Genomic DNA, 25,693 nt, shown 5'->3' with positions numbered 1-25,693 from the left:
GTTTCATCAAACGAAGGATCAGGCCCATTCTAGGATTCAAATCCTTCGCTTCAGCGGCATCTGTTGTGGCAGGCATAGAATTGGTCAACATGCTACGCAAAGGTCAACTCACGCCCGGATTCCGACCGTTTTAGCAGTTCGCCCAATTGGCAGGGTAAACCGCGCATCAATTCCACTGATGCGTGCCATCTAAAAAGTTTGCAACAGAACCCTTAGGCATCGTCCCGAAGATCGTTCAGATATTCGGCAAGTTGTTCCATAACATCCTGAGCATCTGTGGCAGAGACAACTTTTCCTCGAACACGAATGCGCAGTTCTCCAGCGGAAACTTCAGCCACGATGTCTCCTCCGCTGGACAAAGTGACGGGTGGGAGGTGTTGAACTTGTTGCGGACGCCCCCCCCTTGCCTTGTCCTTTGTCTGAGTTGGAGTTGTTTTCATCGCTGCATCCAACAAAGCCCATTCCGACCTTTGGTCAAGCTCCCCTGCCTCGGCCAGTGCCTGACGTAGTTTGGTCTGTGCCCCGTCTCGCAAAGCTGCCGCCAACTTCAAACCGGACTTCTCGGACAGAGCAACAGGATGTTGCAACAGGTCGCCCAACGCCTCGTGCACCATCGCAAAGCTACGAACCTTCGATCTTTTTGCCTTGGACGCAGCAGCGAACAGCACATCAACGGCCGCCTCTGTCGACGCAAAAACACCCTGCCCGACAGCCAGCACTGCGATGCGGCCACGCTCATACGGACTGAGATTGGACCGTAGTTCGTTTTCTTCAACCATGGACACGTAAGCGCCCTGCCCCGACCCTGCGTCGCGAACGAATGCAGGGATTTCAGCGAACCTTTGATCCGTTTCCGCAAGCCGCCGAAACGCGTTCAGACGCCGGAACCCCGAGATTAGTCCATAACTGTCCCCGTCCCGTGTGACCTCGATCGGTGTGCGTAGACCATGGACGCGCAACGATTCCAGAAGTTCAGCCATCGCCTCTTCGTCTTCGACCATGCGGTCGCGTCTAATGAAGTCGCCATCGATCTGATCCAATGGCAACCGTTCCGCGACCAATCCGGCATCCTGGGCGTCACGCCATCGAGCGGCATCCCCCTGATCCTGTGCCAGCGCAAGGCGGTCCGTGACGGCAGTCATTCCATTCAAGGTGGCTGCTTCAGCCGCAACCTGGGCAATCGGAGGTGTCGATGACTTCGTCTCAAACGGACTGATTGACGGTTTCGCCGCGAAACCTGCCTCAAGCTGTTCCAATTCCGCTGTATCCGGAGCGGTCAACCTTCTGCGTTTAGCCATCTGCTTCTCCTCCCATCTGAGCGTCGCGCCACCAGCAGCCGATCAGAACCTGTTTGAACTCGGCATAGGTACGGTCAAATGTTTCCCGACCTCGTACGTAGGTGTCCCGATTGAAATCCCTGTAGTCAGCTTCATAGATGCCGTTGACCTGCTCACCCGCCTGCCCGACCAAAGCGGTGTAGTCCTGACGATACGCATTCATGAAATCGCCGAAATACGCCTGGATCACATTCGCCATGTCGGTTTGCTGACTGGCATCGAACCGAGTGATGATGGCTCTGACCACGTCCCATTCGAATTTAAGTTCGGGCAAACCAGCTGCTCGCTGCGCCGCGTTTTCACCGTCTTCTATGCTTGCGAAGGTCGTGTAGAGCATGTCGAAGAACCGACCCGTCGAGTCGAATTCAAGGAATGAAGCGCCCAAAGGGACCAGCAGAATATCGGCTGCCGCCAGTGCATTGATCGTTAGGTACCCAAGTGCAGGAGGTGTATCGAGGAATACGATGTCGTAATCGTTCAGAACGCCTTCGTCGTGCAGGAAGTTGGTCAAACCGTCCCAAAGCGGCCAACTGCGCAGGCCCATGCGCCACACAGGGATCTGAAATTCGGCCCAATATAGGTTTAACTGAGCACCAATCAGATCAATGTTTGGCCAGTGCGTTTTTTGGATTACATCCCGGGGCAGGGTGTTTAGAGCTTCCTGCAACGTTTCATCCAGCGGTATCTCAGCTTGCCCAGCCGCCGCCCGCACCCGGTTTTCTTCCTGCACAGCACGTGCATAGTCCTTGGCAATTAGGGGAAACACCGTTTGCCACTCATCGGGAACATTTCCCCCAAGGATTGAGGTCATCGATCCCTGACTGTCCAGATCTACGACCAGTACTTTATACCCGTCCAAAGCCGCTGACATGGCCAGATGCGCTGCAGTCGACGTTTTGCCTACGCCACCTTTGAAATTGGCAACCGCCACCACTTTTGCGGGCAAGCCTTCTGGTCGGTAGGGCAGATATTCTTTGGTGCTGACCCCCTCGGCGGCGAAGTGTTTTCTCAAGCCCAACACTTCTTCAAGCGTGAACCATTTCGAACCGGCCTCGCCTTCACCTTGGGGCAATTCGGGGTTGGCCTTGAGCACCCGACGCAAGTGGGCGGGAGCTACGGGGATCAGATACTTGGTGATTTCCCAAATTGAAAAGCGACGCAGCCTTTTCTCACCGTCCGGAGCATATCCTCGGCGGGCCAAGTCTTCGCGGCCTTTGGCGCAGAATGTAGCGGCTTTTGCGAATCGAGATGTCCCTATAGGGTCGGGCAACTTTTCTGCCGCAAGCTCAGGGTCCAAGTTCAAATAGGGCGGCAGGGGAGGTTGGGTAGATTTATTCACTGTCGATGCCTCAGATAATGTTCGCCTTACCGGCGTATATTGCCCAACATAGCGAACATTTATCGCCAGGGCTATCCTTACAAAGCGAGTTTTCCACAAAAACCTATCGGCACATCCGGTTTCGCCACGAAACCAATCAAAAAAAGAACATAACAGCCAACAAAGAGTTTATTCTTTTTAGAAGTTTTAGAATCTTTGCGCGGAAAAAGTTTAATAAAAACAACGGATAATAGTCACAAGGGGGCCCGGATACAGTACGAAAGGGACCCGATTCCGGGATTTAAGGTGCCCGTTTACAGGGTGAAAGGTGCCGAGTTCCGGGAAGAAGGGTCCCGATTCGCAGGAGTTTGAATTTTCGTAGTGTTTAGACCCTATAGCCGGGCTTTTTGCTGCAGCGGACTCAATGATTGTGAACCTCAGAGTCAGGTAGGGGCATTACTTCTGTGGATAACTGAGGTCAATTCTGCACAAGGTACCCGGATACGGGATTCACTGCCTCCTGTATTCGGGTACCCAAATGGAATTGATCTTTGGGTACTTTTCGTGTCAAAAGTATCAAAACGAGCAGCCAGGCAGAATCATGCCGGATACACAACTTAATATGGACCAGCTTTCCGGTGCATTGCGCCGCGAGACAGTAAAGAAGAACGTCGCTGCGATTCACATCAGCGGCAAGCTAACGTTGTTGCAACGTAAGCTTTCTAACGTCCTCTTGCTCAATGCTTATGACGCTCTGACGTCGGCTCAGACCCATACAATTGATGCGCGAACTCTTGCGATGATGGTGGGCTACAACTCCAACGATTTCGATACGCTGCGTGCCAGTTTGCGCGCCTTGGCCGAAACAGTCGCGGAATGGGACATGCTGGATGAGCAAGGTAGACAGGAGTGGGGTGTGTCTTCGCTGCTCAGTTTTGCAAAGCTGAAAAACGGGATCTGTGAATACGCCTATTCACCGGCTCTGGCGCAGAAGCTGTACGATCCGAAAATTTACGCGCTGATCAATGTCCAAATACAAAGAAACTTCAGTTCAGGACATGGTCTGGCGCTCTATGAGAATTGCTATCGTTTTGTCCGCACCGGATCGACTGGATGGTGGGCGCTCGATGTGTTCCGCAAGCTGATGGGAGTAGATGGCAGCGACTATTACAGCAGCTTCAAACATCTCAACGCAAAGATCATCAAGCCTGCTGTTGCGGAGGTGAACAAGAGTTCGGACATTCTGATTGAGCCAGAGTTTCAAAAAAAAGGACGTTCCGTTACCGATATTCGCTTTCTGATCAAGGGCAACCCGCAGAAAGCAATGTTCGAAATCGACGACAGCGATGGTGTTCGCAATCTGCAGGTTTACAAAACGCTGGGTAAGCAGGGGGTATCAGACCGGCTTGCGCGCCAATGGATTGCCGAACATGGCGAGGACTATGTCCAGAAAAAGCTGGACTATGTCAGTGGACAGGGCGGTGTGAAGTCGACTGTAGGGTATCTGTCCGCAGCCCTGCGCGACGATTACCTGCCGACAGAAAAAGAAGCATCGTCAGAACCCAGCCCTGAAGCCCTTGAAGCTGCGCGAGTGCGAGAGGCCGCGAAGGCGCAGGAGGATCAGGCATATGCAGCCCGCTCGGCTGAGCGAACAGAACGAGCACGCAGGTTGTCTATCGTGGAAGAATTGGTTTCGCGACGAAACCCGACGCAACGGGACGCGGACAAGCGGTTGTTCATGGCAGGACTGGACAACGATCTGGACCGTGAGCATTTCCGGGCCCATGGCTGGCGCTCCGGATTGAACGCCAATGCAATCTTCGACTTCTGGGAAGAGCTTGAGCCCGACGCTTTCAGTTAGAAAGTTAATAAAGGGGCCGAACGCGGTTCCAGAAGTATCAGCGGCTTTTCATCGCTGATTTTAGGGCATCTGCAAGTGCGCCGTTGTGTGCATTACTTTCAGATTTTGCGCGTTGTTTTGTCTGAGGCTTTATAGCGCTGGTAGCTTTTCGAGGTGCACGGTTGCCTCGATCTTCGCGGGCTGAGGCACCACCGTCTTTCCGCATCGTCAGGCCGATCCGTTTGCGCGGCACATCCACTTCAACCACGGTGACTTTTACGACCTGACCGGTCTTGACTACCTCGTGCGGGTCTTTGACGAACCGGTCAGCCATTTGGCTGATATGGACAAGGCCGTCCTGATGCACGCCGATGTCCACAAAAGCGCCGAAGGCCGCGACATTGGTCACTGTTCCTTCGAGAACTAAGCCGGGTTTCAGATCAGTGATATCCTCGACACCGTCGGTAAAAGATGCAGTGACAAAACTCGGGCGCGGGTCCCGGCCGGGTTTTTCCAGTTCAGCAAAAATGTCCCTTACTGTAGGAAGGCCGAAGGTGTCGTTTACGAATTGCTCGGCCCGCAGTCCTTTCAACGCGCCGTCATTGCCCATGATCTGACGGATGTCCCGTCCACAGGCGGTAACGACCTTCCGCGCCACATCGTAAGCTTCGGGGTGAACCGAGGACGCATCCAGTGGCTCCACGCCGTTGCGTATGCGCAAGAAGCCCGCACATTGCTCATAAGCGCGAGGGCCAAGGCGTGAGACTTTCAGCAGTTCTTTGCGCGATTGAAAGGCGCCGTTCAGGTCACGGTGCATCACGATCGCGTTGGCAAGCCCGGGGCCCAGGCCTGACACATGAGAGAGTAGGGGGGCTGAGGCCGTATTCAGATCAACGCCGACCGCGTTCACGACGTCTTCGATAACTGAAGCCAAGGATAGCGACAGGCGATGCTGATCTACGTCGTGCTGGTACTGGCCGACACCGATGGACTTTGGTTCGATCTTAACCAGCTCGGCCAACGGGTCCTGAAGACGCCGGGCGATCGACACGGCACCACGCAGAGAGACGTCGAGATCGGGGAATTCGCGCGCCGCCAATTCGGATGCAGAGTAAACAGAAGCGCCGGCTTCCGACACAACGACCTTGGTAGGGGCGGTGACGGTCTTGGGTAGCAGTTTCAGCGTGTCGGCCACCATCTTCTCGGTCTCACGGCTGGCAGTGCCGTTTCCGATGGCTATCAACTCGATCTTGTGGGTGGCGATCAGGTTCAAAATGACCGCCTGTGCGCCGCGCAGATCGTTTTTGGGTTGAAATGGGTAGAGCGTATCCGTCGCAACCACCTTGCCCGTGGAATCCACCACGGCCGCTTTGACGCCGGTTCGAATACCGGGGTCCAGACCCAGCGTCGCACGCGCTCCGGCTGGTGCTGCGAAAAGTAAGTCTTTGAGATTGCGAGAGAAAACCTGAATGGCTTCTTCCTGTGCCCGGCCGCGCAGGTCCGCCATCAGTTCAACCATCATAGAAAGGGACAATTTCACCCGCCACGTCCAACCGGCCACTTTGCGCAGCCAGACATCCGCCGGCCCATTTCCGCGCGTGTGCAGATGGGCAGCGACAATCGCCTCGGCCCGTGCCGCGCCCGCTTCGGGTTCGGGCGCGATATCCAGTGTTACGATCCCCTCTTTCGAGGCCCGCAGCATCGCCAGCGCGCGGTGCGAGGGGGTTTTCGACCAAAGCTCTGAATGGCTGAAGTAATCGCTGAACTTCGCGCCTTCCTGCTCCTTGCCGTCGATCACTTTCGAAGTCAGCAGGGCCTCACGCTGCATGAAATCGCGCAGCTCTCCTAATAGGGTGGCTTTTTCGGTCAGTCGTTCGGTGATAATGTCCCGCGCGCCGTTCAAGGCGTCTCTGGTCGTCGGCACCGCCTCGGTCACATAGCCCTGCGCCAGAACTTCGGGGTCGGCGGATCGGTTGTCCAGAATAGTATCGGCCAGAGGCTCCAGCCCGTTTTCGCGCGCGATCATCGCCTTGGTGCGGCGCTTTGGCTTATAGGGCAGGTAGATGTCTTCCAGCTGCGCCTTGGTCTCGGCCTGCGCGATGGATTTCGCCAAATCGGCGGTCAGCTTGCCCTGATCCTTGATGGACCCAAGGATCGTTTCACGCCGCGCTTCGAGTTCGCGCAGATAGGTTAGCCGGTCGGACAGGGTGCGCAGTTGGGTATCGTCCAGCCCGCCGGTCACCTCTTTGCGATAGCGGGCAACAAAGGGGACGGTGGCCCCTTCGTCCAGCAATTTCACCGCGGCCCCCACCTGTTCGGGGCGGGCATTGATCTCGGTGGCGATGGTGCGGGCGATGCGGTCCAAGGGGGCCTCCTGAAAAAAGTCTGGAGGAACTTCTTAGCCAGCTGCATCACCAAGGGGAAGGGGTGTCAGGCCTGTTCGGCGAGCCCCTGCAAATCATCGTGTAAGGCTTTTGCGATTTCGACGTAACCGCGTTCGGTATTGCGCGCCCGCGCGGCAAATCGCCGTTGCGACGGCAGCCGTGCACCCTGATCGATGATATCGGCAAACAGACGCTCGGCGCGCGCGTCATTTTCGGTCACCCTACCTCCGCTGAACTGGGCCGGATCAAAGGCGAGGATGATTTCACCGTGATAGGGGGCTCCACCTGCACCTTCGGCGAATTCCATGCTTTCAAGGCTGGTCAGGTCGTCGATCAGTGGCCCAGCCAGCAGTTCAATCATGATCGACAGGGCTGACCCCTTGTAGCTGCCGAAGGTCAACATCGCGCCATCCATAGCCGCCTGAGGATCGGTGGTCGGGTTGCCATCCTTGTCGATGGCGACGCCTTGGGGCAGTGGTTTGCCCGCGCGACGGTAAAGCTCGATCTCGCCACGGGCGAAGGCGCTGGTGGCAAAATCAAAGGTAAAAGGGTCCTTGCCTTGGCGCGGCCAGCTAAAAGCAAGCGGGTTGGTGCCAAGACTGCCGCGAGTGCCACCAGCAGGTGCAACCCAGGAATGGCTGGGTACCATCGCCATTGCGGCCAGACCTGCGGAAGACAATCTTTCCACCTCGGGCCAGAGGGCTGAGAAGTGGAAGCACCGATTGATAGCCATCGCGGCAATGCCATGGGTGCGGGTTTTTTCGATCAGCACAGGCAACGCTTTTTCAAATGCCAGCAGGGACATTCCCCCCCGTGCATCCACCCGGACGATAGCATTGTCCGAAGGCGTCAGGACCGGTTCAACATAACCATCGATTTTACCTGCCTTGATCGTGTCGTTACACATGAACAACCGGAACAGGCCATGCGACTGGCAGTCGTCGGCCTGGCAAGTGGTAAGCATGTGTGAAATGGCCGCCGCGTGATCCGGTCCGAAGCCGGACTTTGTCAGGATGGATAGGCTGAGGTCCCGGATCTCATCCAATGTCAGTTTGACCGTGTCGCTCATGCCTCGTGTCTCCCGTATTTGAGGTGAGACAAGGGATAGCGTGGCAAGGCGGGCAAAGGGAACCCGGATTTCGCCGGGCTCAGGTTCAGCCCTGGGACTCGGCTTGAAGATAGGCGATGACGTTTCGAATATCCTCGTCCTTTTTGAGGCCGCGAAACTGCATCTTATTACCCGGTACAGTGCCCTTGGGGTCGGACAGGAACGCGGTCAGGGTCTCTGGTGTCCAGACAACACCAAAGTTCTGCAAAGGTGCCGAGTACCGGAACCCATCAGCCTGACCGGCGGTGGCGCCGATGATCCCGTGCAACGATGGGCCGACCGTGTGGCGATCTTGTTCCAGCTTGTGGCAGGCACTGCATTTGCGGAACACTTTCTTTCCCGCTTTGACGTCACCTTCAACAGCGGCGGCAACGGCGACCGGGGCAGCGGGTGCTGCCTCGGCCTTTTTGTCGTCCATGTTGAAAATCAGACGGGCGGTCACGGGAACCGTTCGGGTGATGCCCGGCAGATCGGCCAGTTCCATCAGCTTGTCGACGCCCGCATTCACGCCCGCGTCTTCGGTGCTGATGAACACCATGTCATTGGTCGACACCAAGACCGAAGTTTCGGACAGACGGGCCACAAACATCTCGGCATCAAATGCAACATCGCTGCCTGCCAGCGACAGAATGGCTTCGGCATCGACGGTGGTGGTTTCGCCCACGCTCAGGGTTGAGACCTCATCCATGTCGAACTCGGCGGTCAGAGAAGCAGTGCCCACCTTGCGGAATACATGTTCGATCATCCGTTCGTTGCGGATGTCGATATTGGTTTCGACCGAAGACAGGTTGATCTCGATCTCGGCTTTGCCGCCCGGGCTGACGTGACCGCTGAGGCTGGTGAAGGAATTGACCTCACCCACGGTGTTTTTCTTGATGGTGCCATAGGCCAGATGCGAGCCCTCGGGCGCCAGAGTCCAGCTTTCGGCAAGCACCGGAGTTGCAACAATTGCCGACGCAATCGTGACTGCCTTCAACAGAAGTTTCATTTCATTCCTCTTCGGGTTATGTCAAATCTGAGCCCACGGGCCCGGTCCGTGAATGGCAAACACACACAGGTCGCGATTTATTCGATGCATGGTGAAATAAGCTCGGAACAGGCCGTGCTCGGCGCGATCCAGACGCATTCGAAACGTGTCTGGCGGTTTGGGCTGGCATTGTCCGGGGCGTCAGATGTAGCCGATGATCTGTTGCAATCCACATGTCTGCGTGCACTGGAGCGTCACCATCAGGTGACGTCGCATGAAAGGCTGGACAGTTGGCTGATGACGATCTGCCGCTCGATCTGGCTGAATGAGGTGCGGTCGCGGTCGGTTCGCAAGGCGCAGGCGCTGTCCGTGACACCCGAGGCGGAATTAGTTGCCACCGGACCGGACACGGAAACGAATATTTTCGCTGCTGAGGTGTTTACACAAGTGATGCAATTGCCAGAAGCGCAGCGGGAGACGGTTATGCTTGTGTTCGTCGAGGGCTACAGCTACCGCGAGGCCGCCGCGTTGCTGGAGGTGCCGATAGGAACTATCATGAGCCGGCTGTCCAATGCCCGGCAGAAATTGAAAACCGTGATGCAGCATGAGGCGGCAGACGCCGTTCGACGGAGTGGCAAATGAAGTTTTCCGATGAGACGCTGCTGGCGTATCTGGAAGGCAATCTGGACGAGGCCGAGGCCAGCGCGATCGAAAACGCGATCGAAACTGACCCTGAGCTTGAGCAGCGCCTGATGGCGTTGGACCCGTTTGCGCCTGTGGTGCAGTCGGTGTTTGAACGTGTTCCTACCGAGACACCTGTTGTTGAACTGCCCGAACCTTTGACAGCGGAACCCGTTCAACCAATGGGAGGCGGATTGCGGTTGCTGGCCGTTGCGGCTTCGGTTGGGGTTATCGCGGTTTCGGCCACGTTTTGGGCGACACGGACCCAGCCGATGGGGTGGGCTGAGCAAGCAGCGATCTATCAGTCCCTCTATGTGCCGGATACGATAGCATCGCTGGACAGTTCCCCTCAGGCGCTCGAGGCGCAATTCGCATTGGCCGAGGAACAGCTGGGCCGTTCGCTGAACCGCGCCGAGCTTGAGGCGCTGCCGGGAATGGAGTTGAAACGCGCGCAGGTTCTGTCTTTCAAAGGCAAGCCATTGGTACAGGTTGTATTTGCCGACGAGCAGGGCCAGCCTTTTGCCTTCTGTGTGATCCGGCAAGGTGAGGGCGCTCCGAGCAAGGATGTGAAACAGGCGGTACTGAGTGGTTTGGCCACGGCGACCTGGGCACAGGACGGGTACGGGTACATGCTGATCGGCAACAGCGATAAGACCGACCTGAGCGGGCAACTGGATTTTCTAACCACAAGTTTCGCAGGTTAAGCGCGTAATGCGCAAAAACGCCTTGTGAAGCAGGGCAATTCCCCGAAATATACCGGGTATGAAAAAGAAACCCGTCATGCCTGATCCGGATGAGGACGCCGATGCGGTTGGTCCTGCTAGTATCTATGACGTGGACCCGCCCGAAGACGATGATCTGTGGTTTCTGCCGCCCGAGGATGAAGAGTCGGTTGAGGATTTTCTGCCTCCGGGTCCCAAGGTGGACCGGCGTCTGTTGTTCGATCCGCGGGACTGGCGTGCAGCACAGGCTGAGCTTTCCTACGAACTGGCCGATCTGGCTGCGATCTTTGGCGCCTTGGACGAACGGTTGCGCGCAGGTCCGGACGGGTGGACCCATCGTCTGGCCCTGATGGATGTGTCCGATCTGGGCTGGTGGACCGGCGACCGGATCAGTGTCGACCGGCTGGCGCTGTGGACGGGTCTTCGCATTGGTGCGACCGGCGACGATGTTCAGGCGCTGTTCCGCGCTGGTTGGGCCGTGCGGCGTTTGACCGGAGGGCCGGGGCCATCTGAGGATGGGTGGGAGACCGGGCTGACCATCTTTCTGGATCGGATGGCTCAGGGGTTTGAGGAAATCCCAGAAGCTGTCGCTGACCTAGCAGAGTTGATGCGCAATTCTGAAGGGCTGCATCCGGTTACTCAGGCAGCGATTGGGTTTCATGCGTGGCGCGCTTTGTCACCTGGAATTGGTCAGGATACCGAGGCCGCCATCATCGCGGCCCGCCACGCAGCCACGATGGGTCGGGGCGGGGCGTTGTTCATGCCGCTCGCCTTGTCCGGTCCCGGCGCGTTGCGCGGGGCAGGGCAGGTGGACGAAAAGCTTTCAGCCTGGGTTAGGGGAGCAGGGCAGGCGGCGCTGGCTGCGCTGATGCATCTGGACCGGGTCAGCGCCTGGGAGCAGCGCGCGCGCGAGGCCACCAGCGGACTTAGCGGGCGAACACCGCCCCTGTTGATCGATGTTCTGACTGCATGGCCCATGGTCTCGGCACCTTTGGCCGAGGAATTGACGAAAGCATCACGCGCGGCGGTTCAACGCAATATCGACCGCTTTACCCGGCGCGGACTGATCCGTGAGGTGACAGGGCAGGGGCGTTACCGGGTCTGGACCGCAGCGCTGTAATCCAACAACCAGTCGCGAAAGGCGCGTGCCGGTGGACGCAGCGCGGCGCGCGACTGATAGACCAGATGATAGGATTCCTGCCCAGCGACCTGAATGTCAGGTAAACAAGGGACCAGGCCCGACATATGCATGATACGATCCGACGCGGGCGCTCGGGCTAGTGCGATACCGCCTCCGCTTGCGGAAAGCTCGGCAGCCATTAACGAATTGTCTGCGAAGAAGTATCGGGCCCGACCGGAGGGCAAGCGCAGGGATTCGAACAGATGCAGCCAACTGGCACGGTGGGTTGAAACCTCAATCAGCGGGAAATGGAACAGGTCCTGCGGGTCCCGGATTTGCGCGGCAATCTCTGGCGGGGCCACCGGATAAAGCCGTTCGTGTAACAGCGTGTCGCCTTCAGCTCCATAAAGCGCCCGATTACCGAAAACAATCTGCAAATCGGTGAATTGGTTGGCAAAATCCGACACCAGATTGCCCGTGGTGAGTGACAGGTTGATCTGCGGATGTGCTGACTGGAATTCCGGCAGTCCACCGGCAATTACTCCATGCGCGAACAGAAGTATGGATTGCACGAAAAGCCGTTGCGCACGTGTTTCGCCGAATAGCCCTGTGGTGGCGGTTTCCAACATCAACAGGGATTGCTGCACAGAAGGCAGATAGGCTCGCCCCGCCTCAGTCAGGGTCACCGCATGCGCGTGGCGGTGAAACAAGGGTGTACCCAGCTGTGTTTCCAGTGCTTTGACCTGTTGACTTACAGCTGCAGCCGACATGTTTAGTTGGGCGGCGGCGCGGGCAAAACTCTCGGTTCGGGCGGCGGCCTCGAACACGCGCAACCAATTGAGAGAAGGAATGCGGGACGACATGATTTCAGGCTAAGTTAAACTTACCCTCACGGGCAAGAGGTTACGCGCTGGCCTGAGAAATTTGTGGTCTATCCTGCAGCGGCAAGCATCCAAGAGGTAAGCCATGCCGCAATCTGTTTCTTTGCCTGAAACCGCGCTGACCGCAGCCCAATCCGAACAATATTGGAAAGACGGTTTTCTTTTTCCGCTGACGGTTTTCTCGCAGGAGGAAACCTCTGAGATTCGGACAGAACTTGAACAGCTTGAGCAGGATTGGCTTGCTGCGGATTTGCCCTTGCCGCTGAACACCTACAAGCGCGTGAACGCGCATCTGGTGATCCCACTGGCAGCCAAAATCGCGCTGGACGCCAGAGTGCTGGATGTCGTTGAAGGCGTTCTGGGTCCGGATATCATGGTCTGGTCAGCCGAATTTTTTATTAAAGAGGCTCATACTGACCACACTGTGGGCATGCATCAGGATTTGACTTATTGGGGTATGGGCGAAACACCGGACCAAGTCACGGCTTGGATCGCACTATCCCCGGCCACGGTTGAAAGCGGCTGCATGGACTTCGTGCGGGGCAGCCACAAGAACCCGATCCTACCGCATAACGATACCTATTCCGAAACCAACCTGTTGTCGCGTGGTCAAGAGATTGCCGTCGATGTTGCGGACGAGGACAAAACCCATATTGAATTGGCCCCTGGGCAAATGTCTTTGCATCATGGGTTGACCATTCATGGTTCGGGTCCAAACCAGTCCGAAGACCGCAGGATTGGCCTGGCAATCCGCTATCTGAACCCTAATGCCAAGCAGCTGGTTGCGGACCGTGATTACGCCATGCTGGCGCGAGGGCAGGACGGGCAATCCAACTTTGTTCATGTCGAACGGCCGAGTCATCTGTTTTCGAAACAAGCTCTGGCTCTCTACGAACAGGTACGTCATGACCAAAGCAAAGCCTTGGCAGAGGGGGCCAAAGGTACTGTGCCGCTGTATGGAACGAATTGACCTCGGGCTAATGCGGGTCGGCGCGTGCTTTTTGGGCTCGTCGCTCGGATTCGCGAAGCCTATGGCGCGGTTCACAGATTAGAAGGACGCGGACTTGAACGCCATGTAAGTACCCGGGCGTAAGCCCGGGCAATCGGGTCCATCAGAACCAGCGGCCAATCGCAACGGCCTTTGGTGCCAACGCTGTCGCATCATTCGCGGTAGCCAGAACCTTGAATTCGACCTGAGTTTCGGTTGGCGCGTCGAACCCCATAAAACGGGTGGTTGCGCCTCCGTTGCCGGATACAGTGACGGCTGAGCCCACAGCGAAAGCTGCCGGGAAATCCCAGACCACCGCATCGCTTGCGAACAAGGCGCCTTCTGCATTCGTACAGCCCGTAGTCGTCAACGAGACGGTGCAAATTTGGGTGCCATCGGCAAACCGCACATAATCGCCGTCAGCGTTCGAGCCGCGTTCGATCACGGCCCCGGTTGGCTTGCCGCCACTTTGTGCCACGGAACCCAGCAGATTGCCGGGGCCATAGCCGTAATCCGCCCGCATCAGACGACCGGCAGTCGTGTCATCGGCGCTGGCCTGAACTGCCGCCCCGCTTGCGGTTCCGGTCGCTGGGTCGAAACTCAGCGCTTCGGTCCAGGTACTGCCATCGGGCGAGACTTTGATCGCAAATCCGGTACTGCCGGACAGGCCCATCTCGGCGTGCCCGGTCCAGTTGGATTGAAACAGAAGAGAAGCAGTGTCGCCCGCATCGGCCTTGTTGATCTTCAACTGATGCCCGCTGCCGTCATGGCTGAGGAGCGTCGCCGGAGACCGCACCGATAGACGGTTTGTGTTGTCAAATCCCGTGGCAATTCCCACACCGTCCAAGTTTTGCGTGGTGATCGGTGTGTCTGTCCAGACGCCTTCGTCCCAGATTTTCATTTGCCCAGTGCTTTCATCCCAAGCGCGCCAGCCCGAACGGGGCATGACAAAATGCCAGGCATTGTCCAACCACGCGGCCAGCATTCCGGCCTGACCGGTCCAGTCCCCCGTGGGTGCCGCACCCAACGCGTGAATTTCGCCCTGATCCGGCACAGCGGGTGGAGTCGAGGCATCCATTGTGGCGACACTCAGTTGCGTGATCAAGTCCAGTTGCCGCAACGCTTCGTTATGGGTGACGTGTTTCTGTGCCTGCGACGGTTGCAGAAAAGGCAGGTTCAATCGGGGTGAGCTTTGTGACACGGGCGTCCTCCTGAGGCTGTCGGTCCGATAATTGCATTGCGCGCCACATTGCCGTGCTGCCGATGAATCCCGTGTCACCGGGCCGGGCGCCTGAAAAACCTTTTGCTAACCTTCTGAGGGTCTTGTCAGATTAACTTTTCTTGAGCGGGGCAGGGCAGTTGCGTGACTTTTTCTCATGACCAGACCTTTCTCTTTCAAATACTTCAAAACCAGTCCCGAGATCATCCGCCTTGCGGTATTGCTTTACGTTCGGTTCCCGCTATCGCTTCGAAATGTAGAAGACCTGCTGCATGAGCGTGGCATCGAAGTCAGCCACGAGACAGTGCGGTATTGGTGGAACCGTTTCGGCCCGATGTTTGCTGCTGAGAAAAGGCGGAAGCGTGTTGAGCAGCTGCATGCGTTCTCCAAATGGAAGCGGCACGTGGACGAGGTTTTCGTCAAGGTGAATGGCAAGCGGCATTATCTTTGGCGGGCTGTTGATCAAGAAGGTGAGGTGCTGGAAGCCGTTGTCACCAAATGTCGAAACAAAGATGCAGCAATAAAATTCCTCAAGAAATTGATAAAGCGGCATGGTTGCGCCGAAGAGATCGTCACGGATCGCTTCGCGTCCTATAAGGCTGCGCTCAGACAATTGGGTGCTATGGAAAAGCAGAAGACGGGCAGGTGGCTCAACAACCGCGTCGAGAATTCACACCTGCCGTTTCGACGACGCGAACGCGCCATGCAGCGCTTCAGGCGCATGCGAAGCTTACAGAAATTCGCCTCCGTCCATTCCTCCGTCTACAACCACTTTAACCAAGAAAGATCGCTAGCCAACCGAGACACCTTCAAGCGGACACGCACCGCCGCTCTCGCCGAGTGGCGCGAACTTGGTGTGGCATAAAGGGCAGCTCTACTGGCCTAGTTGAGACTGGTTCGAATTTGTACGACAGCACCCACCGATCGCTTCGCGTCATACCGAGCCGCGCTCAGATATCTCGGTGCGACGGAAAAGCAGAAGACGGGCAGGTAGCTCAATAACCGCGTCGAGAACTCGCATCTTCCGTTTCGACGACGCGAACGCGCCAGGCAACATTTCACGCACATGCGAAGTTTACAGAAACTCGCCGCCGTCCACTCCTCCGTCTACAACCACTTTAACCAGGAGCGATCCCTCACCAGCCGAAACACCTTCAAGCTGAAACGCACCGCCGCTCTTGCCGAGTGGCGCGAACTTGGCGCGGTATGAAGGACAGCTCTACTGGCCTAGTTGAGCCTACTTCGATTTTGTCTGACAGCACCGCCCAAGCTATCTAGCTCTGTTAGTTACTCGCTTCATCTATCCCAACTACATCAGGTTTGGCTTTCACCCCGTCCAACATCCTCAAAACTTCGGCTTTCCAACCCGCTTTGATCTTCAAAGCCAATTGAGACGGTGGTCGGTGGTCGGGCTCAAGGATTGCATATTCGTATCTGAGCGGTTTTTCGAACGGTAAGAACACAACCTTTCCGTTAGACAGGTTCAGTTCTTGTTCAGTGGCAACGGTCAATGGGTCCACGATCGAATAACACTGTCCTGAACTCACAAAGGGTATCAAGGGCAGGAAGTACTGACAGGTCACCGTTGGATTGTAATTCGCGATTACATCCTGAAACTCTTGCCGAATTTTGCGCTGAAACGGGTGCGTGGCATGCAACCCTCCCATCGGGACCCCATCGAGATCGGAAATGGATACGGTCCTGCGCGAAGCAAGCAGGCTGGCACGATCAACGGCGCAAAAACAGTCTGCTCGTATCAGTTCTGTTGAATACTGAGGCTCTTTCCCGGCTGAATACTCGAAGTCTGCGAAGCCGAAATCAATATTCTGCGTGCCCGCAAGCTCCATAATCTGAGGCGAACTGCGCGTAGATAATGTGATACGTATCTCGGGGTTCTCGCCGACCGATTGGCTGATGAAACGGGGGAAAAGAAAAGCGGACGGGCCTGGCATTGTCGCGATATTCAGGCTGCCGGAATGTCCCTTGATTAACCCTTCCATCGTGCTGGAAATCGTCGAAAGGCGGTCCAGAATACCTGTGGTTTCGGCCAAAAGGTAATGCGCTTCGGGGACAGGGACCAATCGCCGTCCCTTACGCTCGAACAGAGTCAGGCCAAGGGTCTTTTCAAGGTTCTTCAAGGCCAGACTGATCGCAGGCTGGGTGCGGTTCAGTTTCTTGGCGGTTTGAGAGATGGAGCCGGTCTCCATCACCTCACGAAAAACGGTCAGCTGTGTAAGGTTCATGGTCAATATATAAGTTAAACCTTAGTTTTGTGAAATATAACAAATTTGTATTAATGAAAATAGCCACTACGCTTGCAGGATCGAAATTCGGCCAAACCGAATCCGACGATCCAACAAGGGAGATGATGATGAAATTTGTGAAATGTTTGACCGGACTGGCCCTGGCAGGCGCGCTTGCCGCCCCGGCGCTGGCGCAGGACCCAACCTTTTTCCGCATCGGCACAGGTGGCGCAGGCGGAACCTACTTCCCCATCGGCGGCACCATCGCAAACGGTATCTCCGCCCCTCCGGGCTCGCGCCCGTGCGAAGAGGGCGGCCAGTGTGGCGTACCCGGCCTGATTGCGATTGCACAATCCACCACCGCATCCGTTTTCAACAACGCCGCCGTTCAGAACGGTGAGCTTGAGGCCGGTCTGGCCGCGGCCGACGTAACGCGCTCGATGTATCTGGGAGAAGGCAAATTTGAGGGCAAACCCCACCCCAATCTGCGCATCGTGGCCAACCTGTTCCCCGAAGACCTGCATCTGGTTCTGCCCGCAGGTCAAACGATCAACGACCTGAGCGATCTGGAAGGCAAGCGCGTGGGTATCGCGCAAGCTGGTTCCGGTACACAAGTTGCCGTGCTGCAGATGCTGGATGCCTGGGGCGTAAACCGGGACAATATGGATGAGGCCGAGCTGAACAACAGCCAAAGCGCCGAGCGTCTGGCTGACGGTCAGTTGGATGCCTATTTCTATGCCGCAGGCTGGCCGGTTGCCGCAATGGTGCAGCTGTCGTCAACCAAGGGCATGAACCTGCATTCCTTCACCGACGAAGACATGGCAAAGATCAACGAGATCATCCCGGCCTATATTCCCTCGACCATCCCAGGGGGCGTTTATGAAGGCATTGACGGTGAGACTAAGACCCCTGCGGTCAGCGCGATGCTGGTGGTGTCCTCGGAACTGTCCGACGAACTGGTATATGGCCTGACCAAAGCCCTATGGAACGACAATACCCGCAAGTTGCTGGACAATGGTCACGCCAAGGGCAAGCAGATTACACCTGACACGGCGCTGGATGGTGTCGAGGCGCTGGGTGTGCCGCTGCATCCGGGCGCCGAGAAGTTCTATAAAGAAGCCGGTCTGCTTCAGTAAACGTAGCTTACTGACACTTGTCGTCGGTGCCCCTGCGCGGGGCACCGCACTCTGGAATTATGCGAAATCGAGGGGCCATCATGTCCGAGACCCAGAACCTTGATGACCACGAACTGACGGCCGAAGAGCTGGCCGCCATCGAAGAACAGTTCGATGAGGGTGCCGCCGTCCGGCAGGTCACGCCCACCGCAGGAAAGGTGCTGCGCGTCGTTGCCCTGATCCTTGCGTTCTACGAATTCTTTACGGCCGGTTTTGGTTTACCTGCAGACCATTGGCATATGGGCATCTATCTGGCCCTGCTGTTCATTCTGGTCTACGCGACAATTCCGATTATCGGCTCCAAAAACCTTTATGCACTCAAGGTCAGCCGGTTCCGTATCGGCAATATTCCTCTGTACGACTTGGTCTTTATGGCCCTGGGGATCATCGCAGCGCTGTATGTTGGGGTCGCCTGGCGCGGCATTCCGTTTCTGGGGATCGAGGAACAGACGTTCCGAATGGGCAACCCGAACACCTATGACGTGGTTTTGGGCGTAGTCATCATCCTGTTGGTTCTGGACATCGCACGCCGCACGCTGGGTTGGGTGCTGCCACTGATCATCTGTGTGTTTATCTCATACGCGCTGCTTGGACCGTACTTTCCCGGCCTGCTGCAACATCCCGGTGTGAACTTTAAAACCTTCGTGTCGTCGATGTATTTTCCGCAGGAAGGCATCTATGGCGTCACCCTCTGGGTCGTCTCGACCATCGTGTTCCATTTCGTCCTGTTCGGTGTCATCGCGCAGCGCACAGGGTTGGGACAACTCTTCATCGACAACGCAACGATTTTGGCGGGCCGTTATACCGGCGGTCCGGCAAAAGTGTCGGTGGTATCCTCGGCATTCTTCGGCACGATATCAGGCTCTTCGGTGGCCAACACCGTTTCGACCGGCGCGCTGACCATTCCCAACATGAAGCGTCTAGGATACCCCGGCCATTTTGCTGGCGGTGTCGAGGCCGCGTCCTCGGCAGGAGGGCAGATCACCCCGCCGATCATGGGCGCCGCGGCCTTCATCATGGCCGAGTTCCTTGAAGTGCCCTATACGACCATCGTGATCGCGGCGATCTTCCCTGCGATCCTGCATTATGTCGGTGTCTTTGCAGTGGTGCACCTGATGGCGCGCAAGCTGAACCTGAAAGGGCTGGCCAAAGAGCAGTTGCCGCAACTCAAGGCCGTCTGGGCTGAAGGTTGGGCCAATATTGTGCCTCTTATCGGTCTGCTGGTGGTCTTGTTCACCGGCTACACCCCGTTCATGTCAGCCTTCTGTGGCATCTCTCTTGCCGTTATCGCGGGCATGTCGCGCCTGAAACAACCTCCGACACTGATCTACGCAGTGGCGTTCCTGGCTTTCGTGTTGTGGAAATTCTCGGATGGCGGGTTCGATCTGACGATGACGGCGATCCTGTGCGGGTTGTCATTGGTCGCTACGCTAAACCCGCAGAAGCGGATCGAAGTACCCGAGATGTTGCAAGCGGTCGAGCTGGGTGTGAAATACTCGCTGGCCGTAGGTGCCGCTGCGGCTGCGGTCGGCATCGTGGTCGGTGTGATCAACACAACCGGGATCGGGTTCCGCATCGGATTCATGGTGACACAGGGCGCGGGCAATTTGGCGGCGGATCTGTACAACATGATCTCGTTCGGCAGCTTCCAACTATTTGCGATGGAAGACCTACAACTGTTTATCTCGCTGGTCTTCATCGCCATCGTCTGCATCCTGATGGGCGCAGGCATCCCGACTACAGCGCTTTACATCATGCTGGTTTCCGTGGCGCAGCCCGCGCTGGCACAGTTGGGTGTTCCGCCTATCGCGAGCCACTTGTTCGTGCTCTATTATGGCGTGGTATCTGAGATCACACCGCCGGTCTGCACGTCCGCCTATGCGGCGGCGGCCATTGCGAACTCAAACCCATTCCGAACCGGTTTGTCCGCCTTTACACTAGGGCTGGGTAAAGTCATCGCGCCGATGGCATTCGTCTACGCTCCGGTTCTGCTGTTTGTGTCCTCAACTGGGTTCAATCTATGGGAGTTCACTTATACCGCGACCAGTTGCATCGCTGGTGTCATTGCCCTGTCCGCAGCCGTGGTTGGTTACTGGTTGAAACCACTGAACCTCGCGTCACGTGTTCTGATGGCAATCGCAGGGGTGATCTTTGTTGCACCGAGCCTGACAGCTGACTTAATCGCTCTGGCCGTGGCCTCACCTGTCATCGTCACTCAGTTGATCGCGCGCAATCGCAGCCAGTCGCCGGCCTGATACGATGACAGAGCAAGTCACGATCATCGGCGCAGGGATCGTCGGCATCTGTTGCGCACTGTCTCTACAAGAGCGGGGAATACCAGTCCGCCTTGTAGACCGGGGCGACCCGGGGCAAGAAACATCGTTCGGAAATGCGGGCGTGGTGTCACCCTGGTCGATCATTCCGCAGGCCGTTCCAGGCATTTGGAAGAAACTCCCCCAAATGCTGTTGGACCCGAAAAGCGCACTTTCGGTCCGGGCTTCCTTCTGGCCGAAGATGATCCCGTGGGGATTGCGCTTTCTGGGTAAGTCCGGCGAAAAGACTGTGCGCGAAGTCTCGGATGCGATGGAGATTTTGTGCCATCCGTCCATCGACCTATACCGTCGGCACCTGGAAGGCACTGGGCACGAAAACCTGATCGCCGACAGCTACTATATCCACGCCTTCCGTAACCCGGAAGAGGCCAACCTAGACGGGCTTGGTTATTTGATCCGTCGGGAAAAAGGCGGCGAGTTGGAGCGTGTCGACGGTGCGGAGCTACGGCGACTGGAACCCGCGCTGTCGGAGGAATTCAAGGCCGCGATTGTGATCAAAGGCCAGGCGCGAGCAACCTCTCCGGGAAGATTGGGCGCTGTTCTTGCCGAAAAAGCGCGTGCGCAAGGGGCCGATTTCGTGCGAACCGAAGTCACTAAGCTGATCCATGTCAAAGGAGGTGATTGGCAGCTTGCCACATCGCAAGAAACGTTGCACGCGCGTTATGTCGTCCTTGCGGCCGGAGTGTGGTCTGCCGACCTGCTGAAACCCCTCGGACTACCCGTGCCGCTAGTGGCTGAGCGGGGCTACCATGTCGAATTCCCAAGCCCTTCAGCAGCGCTGAACAATTCGGTCATGGATGTGGATGCAAAGATCGTCGCAAGTTCGATGCTGGGCGGCCTGCGGGTTGCCGGCACGGCTGAATTTGGCAGTGTTGATGCTCCAGCCGATCCGCGAAAGGAAAAGATATTGACCGATCAGGCCAAGTCTCTGGTGCCGGACCTAAATACACGCGAAGCACAGTTCTGGATGGGACGGCGTCCCTCTTTTCCCGACAGCCTGCCCGCAATTGGACCGCTCAATGGCAAAGAAGGGCTCTACGCCGCGTTCGGGCATTCTCACTACGGATTGATGATGGCTCCTAAGACCGGAGAGCTTGTGGCGGATCTCGTGTCGGAACGCAGCCCAAATATCAATCTGGACCCATTCTCGCTGGCCCGATTCTAAATCTCAAATTCGAAAGGACCTAAGCACCATGCCAATTTACAAAGGCGGCCAAAACATCTGCGGGGCTTCGATCGGGGTTTTGTGCCTTGAAAGCTATTTCCCCAAACCGCCCGGACATATCAAGAATCCATCCAGCCTGCCATTTCCGGTGCTCTATGAAATGATCAACGGCATCACCGTCCCAACTCTGCTAAACAACCCAACACCTGAGTTGCTCGCTCCGTTTATTGAGGGCGCACAACGGCTTGAGGCTGAGGGCGTTCGAGCCATCACGGGTAGCTGTGGTTTTCTGGCCTTGTTTCAAAAGGAATTGGCAGCAGCAGTTTCTGTGCCTGTCTTTGCTTCAAGTCTGATCCAGGTACCTCTGGCATTTCACATGACCGGCGCGAATGCCCCGGTGGGCGTGCTGACCGCAGATGCGTCAGCCCTGACGCCAAAGCATTTCGAAGGCGTCGGCGCGGCTGGTATTCCCGTCGCGGTGCAAGGTTTGGAGGACACTAGCGAATTCGCCGAGGTGATCTTACGAAACACGCGGACCCGTATGGACACGGACCTGATTGAAGGTGAAGTCCTTGAGGCGGCGCGGCGACTGAAACAACGGGCACCGGAAGTTCGGTCTCTGGTTCTGGAGTGTACGGATTTGCCGCCCTATGCGGCGCGCCTTCAGGCAGAGCTGCAGCTTCCCGTCTTCGATTTGACGACACTGGCGCAGATGGCGCATACCGTTGCGACGCGCAAAACCTATGCCGGCATTATGCCTTGGGCGTAAAGGAACAGCAGTATTGCGCGGGACTTGGGGGATTTGAGTGTCCGCTGACCTAACCATCCTGATGGCCGCCATAAGCCTTGGCGCAATGCTGCAAGTCGGCGTTGGTATCGGGTTTAGCATTATTGCCGGCCCGCCAATGATGATACTGCTTGGTACGTCGACAGCAGTTCCCGTACTGCTGCTGTTGAACACCGTCGTTTCGGCGGTCGCGACAGATCGACATGTGCTCAAGACCGACCGCAAGACAATTCGTACGGCAATCATCGGTTGCCTCGCCGGAGTGGTAGCAGGACTCGTCGTTTACCCATGGTTGAGCGAGGCGTTTGTCCTAACCCTGACGGCCAGTCTGTTGATGATCGGGCTTGTTACGACCTTGCTGCCCTTGCGTCGCTCAATTGGAACAGCAGGATTTTCGACCGTTTCCGGCTTGTCCGGGCTGGCGACTGTTTGGGCAGCGACACCAGGCCCGTTAATGGTCTTCGGATTGATTGCGAAAGGCCGCCCAGCCAAAGAGGTTGCCAAGCTGGTTCAACCCATAGCGCTGGTGGCGTACGGCATCGCATTCCTCTTGCACAGCCTTTCCCAGACACAGGCGTTTGCCTATGGCCCGCAGCTATGGGGCTTTGTCGCGCTCACACTGATCGGCAGCCTTTTTGGTCGCGCAGTTGGGCCACACTTACCGCAGACCTTGGTCACAACAGCTATACGCGTGGTTTCACTGATAGCCTGCGGCGTTCTTTTTCATCGCGCATTTACGATTGCGTAATCTCGAAGGGCAGACGATGTCACAAGAAAGCAAACTGAATAGTTATCCAAGAGCCCAACTCATGTCAGGTCCAACCCCACTGGAGCGGCTGGACAGATTGTCTTCGGAATTGGGCATCGACCTCTGGCTGAAACGCGATGACCTGACCGGGCTTGGGTTCGGTGGCAATAAAACGCGGCAGCTTGAGTTCTACTTTGGCGATGCCCTTCGACAAGGTGCTGACACCATTCTGATCACCGGTGCAGTTCAGTCGAACTTTGTCCGATCCGCGGCGGCCGCGGCGGCTAAACTGGGCATGCAATCCGCGCTGCAACTGGAGGAGCGCGTGCCAGAAATGGGCGAGGAATACTACAGCTCCGGAAATGTGCTGCTGGCAAAGATTTTGGGCGCCGAACATATGAGCTATCCGGAGGGTGAGGACGAAGCCGGAGCAGATGCTGCGTTGCACGCGCGCGCCACCGAGCTGAAGGCGGAGGGGCGTAGACCTTATGTGATTCATCTGGGATTGAACCATCCACCCTTGGGGGCCTTGGGCTATGTCGTCGCCGGGCAGGAGTTGTGTCAGCAGATGCCGGATTTCGACGCCGTCGTCGTTCCGTCTGGTAGTGGCGCGACGCATGGAGGCGTGTTGACCGGGCTGGCGCTGGCAGAGAATTCCTCTTCTGTGTTCGGCGTCTGCGTGCGCCGGGATTGCGACAAGCAAAAGGCCCGAATGGATACTGTCCTGCAGAAACTGGCGGACTTGCTGGACATCGACGCAGCACCATTGCAGGACAGGATCAATGTTCTGGATGACGCGCTCCCGCCCGGTTACGGCAAGGTAAGTGGAATGACCCGAGCGGCCTTGGAAAAGATGGCGCGCACCGAAGGAATATTTCTTGACCCCGTCTATACCGCGAAAACCTTCGCAGGGTTGCTGCATTTGCTGGGCACAGGAGGCATTCAACCCGGACAGAAAGTCGTCATGCTGCATACGGGTGGGTTGCCTGCACTCTTCGGGTACCAAAGCGAGTTGGTAGACAACCTATCGAAAAACCTCCAACAACCACCCCAAACTTCCCCAACTGGAAAGACACAAAACATGACTATTACCCGGATCGAAACCGGCCAGCGCATGAGCCGTATCGTCAAACACAACGGCGTCGCCTACCTATGCGGCCAGACCTCGGACGCACCTACAGTGGCCGAACAAACACGCGACATTCTGGCAAAGGTTGAAGACCTTTTAGCCAAAGCTGGGAGCGACAAGACACGTATACTAAAATGCGAAATCTGGCTGGCCGACATGGCAGACTTTGCCGAAGTGAATGCCGTTTGGGACGCCTGGGTGCCCGAAGGTCACGCTCCAGCCCGCGCCTGCGGAGAGTCCAAGCTCGCGCGTAGTGTTTTGAAAGTGGAAATGATTGTAACGGCAGCCTGTGACTGAGCCGCTATCGGGGGGCTGCGTAAGACTAGGCTCAGGCCTCATAGTCAATAGATGACCAAAGCGGCGAGAGCGATTGTTGAGAAGAAGACTTTGGGGCATCTTTCGTACCGCGTCGCCACACCGCACCAGTCCTTCAATCTGCCAAATATGATCTCGGTCCGGTTGCGGCGTTTGTAGCGGCGCTTATCGTATCTCACCTTCGTCTTGCGCTGTCTGCGGCCTGGGATGCACGCGCGTATCCCTTTGTCTTTCAACGCTTCTCTGAACCTGCGGGCGTCATATCCGCGATCTCCGAGCGAAGATGCCCTGTTCGTGGCGGCTCTCGAACCAGTGACGTTGCCGCTCACCTCCACCGCTTCCAACGATTGTATAGGGTTCTCTGATTGCGGCCTTGTCAAGCGTGGGTGGGTGATGTCCATCCGGGGTCATGGTGCTTTCCGAGGTCGCATTGAGCGCCTCATGATGGTTTTCGGTGGCGGATCGTCTCCAATGTCTTGTGTAGGGTGTGGCACCTGGCCATCCCATACTCTACAGCGAGATCAATCAACCTCCGTCCCGTCGGGATTGCGCTCCACGCTTCAGACGCGGGAACACAGATCAGGCGATGGCCTCCTTTGTCCACTGATAGTCGGTTTCATTTTTCCAGAGCGTCAGCATAAGTACGGCGACTTTGCGGGCCGTCGCGACCGCCGCCTTGCGAAAACCGCGCCGTCCGGCCAATCGCACGGCCCAGCTTTTCAGCCGCGAGAAACGTTTCACCTGGTGGATCACGCATGACACCGCCTCGAACAACAGTCCGCGCATCGCACCGTCACCGCATTTCGAGACTCGCCCCGACCAATCCACCTCGCCAGACAGATACCACTTTGGCGTCAGCCCAAGAAAAGCACCCACATCCGACGCCCGGCTGAACCGACTGGGATCATCAACCGGAGCTATGAAGCTGAGCGCATTGACCGGACCAACACCGGGGATTGTCATCAGGCGGCGCGCGACAGGATGGACCTTGGCCGATTTCTTCACAACATTGTTAAAATCGTCCGCTACTTGGCACAGCTTGGCATGGGCAGCGATGAAGGCATCGGCTATGGCCCTTAGAACCGGGCTGGTCTCGCCCGCTGCCGCCAGTTGATCGCGGAACGCCTGCCTCTGCCGTCCCTGGCCAATGCCGATCATGCGGATGCCGAAGGTTTTGAGGACGCCACGGATGTGACCTTCGGGGTCCTTGCGCAACCGGATCAACCTTTCTCG

21 protein-coding genes and 4 pseudogenes are annotated in these 25,693 nt (G+C 57.0%); 15 read left to right on the top strand and 10 right to left on the bottom strand.

Annotated elements, in window-relative coordinates; genetic code table 11:
* Nucleotides 1–134 (top strand): annotated as a pseudogene (locus tag GOW98_RS23015) (DDE-type integrase/transposase/recombinase); the annotation flags it as partial.
* 78 nt (nucleotides 135–212) lie between these two features.
* Here GOW98_RS23015 and GOW98_RS23010 read toward each other — a convergent pair.
* Entirely contained in the window at nucleotides 213–1,298 is a 1,086-nt protein-coding gene (locus GOW98_RS23010) for a ParB/RepB/Spo0J family partition protein (protein WP_170336497.1), read from the bottom strand.
* Nucleotides 1,291–2,676: an AAA family ATPase gene (locus tag GOW98_RS23005; protein ID WP_170336494.1), complete on the bottom strand. Its 1,386-nt coding sequence runs from the start codon at nucleotides 2,674–2,676 to the stop codon at nucleotides 1,291–1,293. The genes GOW98_RS23010 and GOW98_RS23005 overlap by 8 nt, the downstream gene beginning before the upstream one ends.
* Nucleotides 2,677–3,256: 580 nt before the next feature.
* Between GOW98_RS23005 and GOW98_RS23000 the strand changes: the two genes are divergently transcribed.
* Complete coding sequence (locus GOW98_RS23000; protein WP_170336505.1) at nucleotides 3,257–4,516, top strand: replication initiation protein; 1,260 nt, start codon at nucleotides 3,257–3,259, stop codon at nucleotides 4,514–4,516.
* A 37-nt stretch (nucleotides 4,517–4,553) separates the two neighbouring features.
* On the opposite strand, the gene GOW98_RS22995 is transcribed toward GOW98_RS23000, so the two are convergent.
* The 3 genes from GOW98_RS22995 to GOW98_RS22985 form a co-directional block, all read right to left on the bottom strand.
* A complete protein-coding gene (locus GOW98_RS22995; protein WP_170336492.1) occupies nucleotides 4,554–6,860 on the bottom strand; it encodes a Tex family protein in 2,307 nt (768 codons plus the stop codon).
* 65 nt (nucleotides 6,861–6,925) lie between these two features.
* On the bottom strand, nucleotides 6,926–7,948 hold the full coding sequence (locus tag GOW98_RS22990; protein ID WP_170336490.1) for an Ldh family oxidoreductase: 1,023 nt from the start codon (nucleotides 7,946–7,948) through the stop codon (nucleotides 6,926–6,928).
* Between the two features lie 85 nt (nucleotides 7,949–8,033).
* Entirely contained in the window at nucleotides 8,034–8,975 is a 942-nt protein-coding gene (locus tag GOW98_RS22985; protein ID WP_170336488.1) for a c-type cytochrome, read from the bottom strand.
* A gap of 18 nt (nucleotides 8,976–8,993) precedes the next feature.
* On the opposite strand from GOW98_RS22985, the gene GOW98_RS22980 reads away from it, so the two are divergent.
* From GOW98_RS22980 to GOW98_RS22970, 3 genes are read left to right on the top strand one after another with little or no spacing between them, the layout of a single operon-like run.
* Nucleotides 8,994–9,596 carry an RNA polymerase sigma factor gene (locus tag GOW98_RS22980; RefSeq protein ID WP_254438137.1) on the top strand — a complete coding sequence of 201 codons (603 nt, stop codon included), beginning with the start codon at nucleotides 8,994–8,996 and terminating at the stop codon, nucleotides 9,594–9,596.
* Nucleotides 9,593–10,339: an anti-sigma factor family protein gene (locus tag GOW98_RS22975; RefSeq protein ID WP_170336486.1), complete on the top strand. Its 747-nt coding sequence runs from the start codon at nucleotides 9,593–9,595 to the stop codon at nucleotides 10,337–10,339. Before GOW98_RS22980 ends, GOW98_RS22975 begins: the two co-directional genes overlap by 4 nt.
* A gap of 58 nt (nucleotides 10,340–10,397) precedes the next feature.
* Nucleotides 10,398–11,477 (top strand): helix-turn-helix domain-containing protein, encoded by a 1,080-nt coding sequence (locus GOW98_RS22970; RefSeq protein ID WP_170336484.1) that lies wholly within the window; start codon nucleotides 10,398–10,400, stop codon nucleotides 11,475–11,477.
* Here GOW98_RS22970 and GOW98_RS22965 read toward each other — a convergent pair.
* Entirely contained in the window at nucleotides 11,450–12,340 is an 891-nt protein-coding gene (locus tag GOW98_RS22965; RefSeq protein ID WP_170336482.1) for a LysR family transcriptional regulator, read from the bottom strand. The two genes, GOW98_RS22970 and GOW98_RS22965, sit on opposite strands and share 28 nt — an antisense overlap.
* 103 nt (nucleotides 12,341–12,443) lie before the next feature.
* Between GOW98_RS22965 and GOW98_RS22960 the strand changes: the two genes are divergently transcribed.
* A complete protein-coding gene (locus GOW98_RS22960) occupies nucleotides 12,444–13,328 on the top strand; it encodes a phytanoyl-CoA dioxygenase family protein (protein ID WP_170336480.1) in 885 nt (294 codons plus the stop codon).
* Nucleotides 13,329–13,470: 142 nt separating this feature from the next.
* On the opposite strand, the gene GOW98_RS22955 is transcribed toward GOW98_RS22960, so the two are convergent.
* On the bottom strand, nucleotides 13,471–14,547 hold the full coding sequence (locus GOW98_RS22955) for a DUF2793 domain-containing protein (protein ID WP_170336477.1): 1,077 nt from the start codon (nucleotides 14,545–14,547) through the stop codon (nucleotides 13,471–13,473).
* Between the two features lie 175 nt (nucleotides 14,548–14,722).
* Between GOW98_RS22955 and GOW98_RS22950 the strand changes: the two genes are divergently transcribed.
* Together GOW98_RS22950 and GOW98_RS22945 are read left to right on the top strand one after the other, a co-directional pair.
* Entirely contained in the window at nucleotides 14,723–15,430 is a 708-nt protein-coding gene (locus GOW98_RS22950; RefSeq protein ID WP_170336475.1) for an IS6 family transposase, read from the top strand.
* A gap of 54 nt (nucleotides 15,431–15,484) precedes the next feature.
* Nucleotides 15,485–15,775: pseudogene (locus GOW98_RS22945) on the top strand (DDE-type integrase/transposase/recombinase); the annotation flags it as partial.
* A 73-nt stretch (nucleotides 15,776–15,848) separates the two neighbouring features.
* Here the strand turns inward: GOW98_RS22945 and GOW98_RS22940 are convergent.
* The gene (locus GOW98_RS22940; protein WP_170336472.1) at nucleotides 15,849–16,808 is read right to left on the bottom strand and encodes a LysR family transcriptional regulator; all 960 of its coding nucleotides are present in this window, start codon (nucleotides 16,806–16,808) and stop codon (nucleotides 15,849–15,851) included.
* Nucleotides 16,809–16,936: 128 nt separating this feature from the next.
* On the opposite strand from GOW98_RS22940, the gene GOW98_RS22935 reads away from it, so the two are divergent.
* The 7 genes and pseudogenes from GOW98_RS22935 to GOW98_RS22905 all read left to right on the top strand — a co-directional run bounded on the left by GOW98_RS22935 (nucleotide 16,937) and on the right by GOW98_RS22905 (nucleotide 24,442).
* Nucleotides 16,937–17,944: a TAXI family TRAP transporter solute-binding subunit gene (locus GOW98_RS22935; protein ID WP_170336470.1), complete on the top strand. Its 1,008-nt coding sequence runs from the start codon at nucleotides 16,937–16,939 to the stop codon at nucleotides 17,942–17,944.
* An 80-nt stretch (nucleotides 17,945–18,024) separates the two neighbouring features.
* A complete protein-coding gene (locus GOW98_RS22930) occupies nucleotides 18,025–20,238 on the top strand; it encodes a TRAP transporter permease (RefSeq protein ID WP_170336467.1) in 2,214 nt (737 codons plus the stop codon).
* 4 nt (nucleotides 20,239–20,242) lie between these two features.
* Nucleotides 20,243–21,481: an NAD(P)/FAD-dependent oxidoreductase gene (locus tag GOW98_RS22925; protein WP_170336465.1), complete on the top strand. Its 1,239-nt coding sequence runs from the start codon at nucleotides 20,243–20,245 to the stop codon at nucleotides 21,479–21,481.
* Between the two features lie 28 nt (nucleotides 21,482–21,509).
* Nucleotides 21,510–22,250 (top strand): aspartate/glutamate racemase family protein, encoded by a 741-nt coding sequence (locus tag GOW98_RS22920; protein WP_170336464.1) that lies wholly within the window; start codon nucleotides 21,510–21,512, stop codon nucleotides 22,248–22,250.
* A gap of 61 nt (nucleotides 22,251–22,311) precedes the next feature.
* On the top strand, nucleotides 22,312–23,016 hold the full coding sequence (locus tag GOW98_RS22915; RefSeq protein WP_302479315.1) for a TSUP family transporter: 705 nt from the start codon (nucleotides 22,312–22,314) through the stop codon (nucleotides 23,014–23,016).
* 16 nt (nucleotides 23,017–23,032) lie between these two features.
* A pseudogene (locus tag GOW98_RS22910) lies at nucleotides 23,033–23,983 on the top strand (D-cysteine desulfhydrase family protein); the annotation flags it as partial.
* 114 nt (nucleotides 23,984–24,097) lie between these two features.
* Nucleotides 24,098–24,442 (top strand): RidA family protein, encoded by a 345-nt coding sequence (locus GOW98_RS22905; protein WP_170336499.1) that lies wholly within the window; start codon nucleotides 24,098–24,100, stop codon nucleotides 24,440–24,442.
* A 44-nt stretch (nucleotides 24,443–24,486) separates the two neighbouring features.
* Here GOW98_RS22905 and GOW98_RS22900 read toward each other — a convergent pair.
* Nucleotides 24,487–24,738 (bottom strand): annotated as a pseudogene (locus tag GOW98_RS22900) (transposase); the annotation flags it as partial.
* A 301-nt stretch (nucleotides 24,739–25,039) separates the two neighbouring features.
* Nucleotides 25,040–25,693: transposase (locus GOW98_RS22895; RefSeq protein WP_170336458.1), on the bottom strand; the 654-nt coding region annotated here is incomplete at its 5' end.

Origin of the sequence: Ruegeria arenilitoris (genome assembly GCF_013032445.1) — a bacterium.
GTDB classification, from domain to species: Bacteria; Pseudomonadota; Alphaproteobacteria; order Rhodobacterales; family Rhodobacteraceae; genus Ruegeria; species Ruegeria arenilitoris_F.
The sequence above is the reverse complement of the archived record's forward strand: the minus strand, read 5'-3'. Positions and strand labels throughout refer to the sequence as shown.